The sequence below is a fragment of the Prosthecobacter sp. genome (assembly GCF_029946185.1).
In the GTDB taxonomy this organism is placed as follows: domain Bacteria; phylum Verrucomicrobiota; class Verrucomicrobiia; order Verrucomicrobiales; family Verrucomicrobiaceae; genus Prosthecobacter.
Genome location: NZ_JAQSEA010000191.1, coordinates 1 through 2,886 on the forward strand (window position 1 = coordinate 1; position 2,886 = coordinate 2,886).

The 2,886-nt window shown below is 60.5% G+C and carries 4 protein-coding genes; 2 read left to right on the forward strand and 2 right to left on the reverse strand.

Translation table 11 applies throughout. The annotated features are described in order from the left end of the window. Window positions 1-823 (forward strand): TIM barrel protein (locus PSV43_RS16370; RefSeq protein WP_300199631.1); only part of this gene is annotated, 823 nt, incomplete at its 5' end. A gap of 66 nt (window positions 824-889) precedes the next feature. Here the strand turns inward: PSV43_RS16370 and PSV43_RS16375 are convergent. Next, window positions 890-1,255 carry a hypothetical protein gene (locus PSV43_RS16375; RefSeq protein ID WP_300199634.1) on the reverse strand — a complete coding sequence of 122 codons (366 nt, stop codon included), beginning with the start codon at window positions 1,253-1,255 and terminating at the stop codon, window positions 890-892. Window positions 1,256-1,543: 288 nt separating this feature from the next. After that, window positions 1,544-2,164, reverse strand: coding sequence for a single-stranded DNA-binding protein (gene ssb, locus PSV43_RS16380; protein ID WP_300199637.1), 621 nt, complete (start codon window positions 2,162-2,164; stop codon window positions 1,544-1,546). Between the two features lie 75 nt (window positions 2,165-2,239). On the opposite strand from ssb, the gene PSV43_RS16385 reads away from it, so the two are divergent. Further along, on the forward strand, window positions 2,240-2,886 hold a 647-nt coding region (locus tag PSV43_RS16385; RefSeq protein ID WP_300199640.1), incomplete at its 3' end, for a tyrosine-type recombinase/integrase.

Here is a 2,886-nt window from a genome sequence, read left to right on the forward strand (position 1 = left end):
AAGCCTCAAAGAGCAGGCCGATCGCGGCGGACTGAAACTCTACGTCGGCACCGGCTGCGTCTGCAAAACCGCCAACCGCTGGAAGGACACCTACGGGACACCCGAAGAGCACCTCAGCCTCACCATCCGCATCGCCAAGACACTCGGCTCACCCGTCGCCCGCTGCTACCTTGGCGATCAGAAAGACCGCAGCAGCGACGGCGGCATTCAGAAGCACATCGAATCAATCGTCAAGACCATCAAGGCCTGCCAGTCCAAAGCCGAAGGTGAAGGCATCAAGATCGCCGTCGAAAATCACGCCGGCGACATGCAGTCCCACGAACTCAAAGCCCTCATCGAAGCCGCCGGCAAAGGCTACGTCGGTGCCAACATCGACCCCGGCAACGCCGTCTGGGCCCTCGAAGAACCCCTGCTCCATCTCGAAGTCCTCGGCCCACTCACCATCTGCAGCAGCGTCCGCGACAGCATGCTCTGGGAGGACGAAAACGGTGCCGTCGTCCAGTGGACCGCCGTCGGCGAAGGCCTCGTTGACTACAAAGCCTACGCCAAACGCTTCGCCGAGCTCGCCCCCGGCGTCCCCCTCCAGATCGAAACCATCTCCGGCTTCGCCCGCCCCTTCGCCTGGAAGAAAGACGAATTCTGGAACATCTTCCCCAACCACCGCGACTCCCCCATGTTCAAAGCCTGGCTCGACATGGCCAAACGCGGCAAAAAAATCGACTCCTTCAAAGCCCCCGATGGCCCCGCAAAAAAAGACGCCGAAATCGCCTACCAAAAAGGCGAAGCCGAGCGCAGCTTCACTTGGCTGCGTGCCAATGCGTAAGCAGGCTGGCAAGTGAGAGAGGGAAGTTCTGAGGTCCCGGCTTCATCATGCGGTAACGGTTCGGGATTACGCCTTCACCCAAGGAGCGCAAAGGAAGCCAAACAGGCCTTTGAAAAGGAGCCATGTGCCAAAACCCGCCGCCACTGCGCACATGCAAAAAAGCAGACGGGTAATGCCGCCGAAGCCATCCCAAAACACGACAAAGATACCGGCACCAGCAAGCAGTAGGCCAAGTCCACCCGCTGCTCTGCGTATTGCATCGGCCCTGATGATCGCGATTCGTTCACTGCGGGCTTTATGGTACAAATGCTGTGCTCGCGCCTGGTCGATGCCGTTGACCTCCAGCCGATGAAAGACGTCAACACGCGGCTCATCCCAGATGACCATGCGTCGGACGCCTTGATAAATGCGATCTTCGTTTTCTTCGGTCATGAAGGCCAAAAATTAAGCCGTCACTCACTTACCTGCACAGCAAAAACTCTTTCACGTTCGCGAGGCTCCAGGTGATGTCTGCAGGTGCCGAGGTTGCAGCCCGCTTTGGAAATGGCAGCCATCACGTCGTTGCGGAAGGACACAGGCTCGGCGGCAAACGCCGACGACAAAGCGACAGCGCTAAGCGCACCAACCAAGCTGGAGACAGAGCAATTCACCGGGCCGCTGATAGCGGCCCAGAAGCAGGTTCTCTTCCAATCAAGCAGGGCATAGCGCCTGCTTCAGATCTTAAAACGGAATGTCATCGTCTTCCATGCCGTCGGTGATCGGGCCTTCGCCGAAGTCATCGTTCTGCGCAGGAGCAGCGGGACGCTGGGCTGGGGGGCGCTGCTGAGCGGGTGCTGCTGGGCGCTGGGCTGGACGGGCTGCTGGACGATTGTATCCGCCGCCGCCACCAGCGCCGCCGCCACCTCCTCCGCCAGAATAGCCGCCACTACCACCACCTCCTCCGCCACCGGAGTAGCCACCTTCTTCATCACCACCACCGCCGCCACCGGCTGGAGCGCGGTCGCCACCAGGGCTGCCGAGAAATTGCATCTGCTCACCGACGACCCGCATACGGGTGCGCTTCTGGCCGGTCTGCTTGTCTTCCCATGAATCCATCTGCAGACGGCCTTCGATGAAGACCGGACGGCCCTTGTGCAGGTACTTGCCGGCGAGTTCGGCCATCTTGGCCCAGAGGACGACATCCACGAAAGTGACTTCCTCCACTTTTTCTCCACTGTCGGAGGTGTACACGCGGTTCACGGCGAGACCGATGTCGCAGACCGCGCTGCCTTTGGGCGTGTAGCGCACTTCGGGGTCGCGGGTCAGATTGCCGATGAGCATGACTTTGTTGTAGGAGGCCATAATGGGGCATCTTTGCCGCCCCCCGTGCCTGAGGGCAAGATTTTTTGTCATTCTCATGGAGCGCAAATCCGTGCCATGCTGAAGATGATGCTGGAACTCATTGATGGCTTCATCCTCCACCTGGCGACCGAGCGGGGTCTGTCCACGAACTATCAGCTCCTGGTGCGCCGGGTGCTGGAGGCGTTTGCCTCGTGGTTTCAAACGAAGCACGAATCTGCCAGCGTGGGTGCTGTGACGACGGAGCACGTGAGCGGCTTCCTGGCGCAGAGGAAAAAGGACGGCATCGCGGCGTCCTCCGCGCGCGTCGAACTCATCGCCGTGAAAATCTTTTTTCGCTGGCTCACCGCGCGCAAACACATCCCCGCTGATCCTGCGGACCCGATCCTGCCGCCGAGGCAGGAAAAGCACCTGCCGCACTCCTTGAACGAGCAGGACGTGCGCAAGCTCATCGAGTCCGTGAACGGCACGAAGCCGCTGGACCGGCGCGACCGGGCGATTTTGGAGCTGTTTTATGCCAGCGGGGTGCGGTTGTCTGAGCTGGCCGATGCGCGGCTGGAAAACCTTAGTCTCGAAGAGGGTTGGATTCGGGTGACGGGCAAGGGATCGAAGACGCGGCTCTCGCCTGTGGGAGGAGCGGCACGCGAAGCGATTGCTGCGTATGTGGAGCATGCGCGGCCGGAACTGGTGGGACCGAAATCGCAGAGCCACATTTTCATCTCACG